Genomic DNA, 1,161 nt, shown 5'->3' on the forward strand with positions numbered 1-1,161 from the left:
GGCGGTTTCTAACGGTCGTCGCAACACGTGGTCGGTTGTTTAGGCCGCGAGGAGTTTAGCCAGACGCTCGGCTGGGGTTTCCCAGCCGAGCGTTTTGCGTGGGCGGCGGTTGAGCTGGTCGGCGACGGCCGCCAGGTGCTCCGGGGTGTGGACCGACAGGTCGGTGCCCTTGGGGAAGTACTGCCGCAGCAGGCCGTTGGTGTTCTCGTTGGAGCCGCGCTGCCAGGGGCTGGCGGGGTCGCAGAAGTAGACCGGGATGTCGGTGGCAAGGGTGAACTCGCGGTGGCGGCCCATCTCGCTGCCCTGGTCCCAGGTCAGGGAACGCTTCAGCTCGACGGGGAGCGTCCGGACGGTGGTCACCAGGGCATCGCGCACGGTCTCGGCCGTGTGGTCGCCGGGCAGGTGCAGCAGCATCACGTAGCGGGTCGCGCGTTCGACCAGGGTGCCGATCGCAGACTTCTGGTCCTTGCCGATGATCAGGTCGCCCTCCCAATGGCCGGGGACGGCCCGGTCCTCGGCCTCGGCGGGGCGTTCGCTGATCATGATCATCGGGTCCGTGAAACGGGGCTGGCGACGGTTGGCCTGCCGCTGGGGTTTGCGTCGGGCGCGTCCGCTCCGCAGGGCGCCGGCCAGCTCGCGCCGCAACTGACCACGGCCCTGGATGTAGAGAGCCTGGTAGACGGTCTCGGGAACCACGTGCATCTCCGGCCGGTCGGGGAACTGTGCCCGCAGAGCGTGACATATCTGCTCCGGGCTCCACCGCTCGTCCAGCATCGCCTGAACGGCGTCCCGCAACGCCGGGTTCGACAGGATCTTGCGGGGCTTTGGCCGGGGCCGGCGGGCATCGGCACGGGCCTGGGCCGCGTGCGGCCGGTAGTGCCACCGGCCTCGGCGGCCGTCGGTGCGGTTGCGGCGGATCTCCCGGCTGACCGTCGACGGACTGCGGCCGAGCTCGGCCGCGATCTCGCGGATGGTGGCCTTCTCCCGCAGCCGGTCCGCGATGTGGATCCGTTCGTTCTCGCCGAGGTACCTCGAACGCCCACAAGGCGGCGCCACCGCGGTGAGCGGTGGCGCCGCCTTGTTCCTGCTGGACTCATTTCGCCCATAGAGCCAGCGCCTACCGGTCCGGTCGTTGATTCCGACGATCCGGCAGGCTTCGGT

At 69.8% G+C, this 1,161-nt stretch carries 1 protein-coding gene; it reads right to left on the bottom strand.

The window, feature by feature from the left end:
- Positions 1-39: 39 nt before the first annotated feature.
- Complete coding sequence (locus tag RZ50_RS28535) at positions 40-1,056, bottom strand: IS30 family transposase (protein ID WP_308272449.1); 1,017 nt, start codon at positions 1,054-1,056, stop codon at positions 40-42.
- Between the last annotated feature and the right edge of the window lie 105 nt (positions 1,057-1,161).

Origin of the sequence: Kitasatospora sp. SUK 42 (assembly GCF_015776785.2) — a bacterium.
GTDB lineage: Bacteria > Actinomycetota > Actinomycetes > Streptomycetales > Streptomycetaceae > Kitasatospora.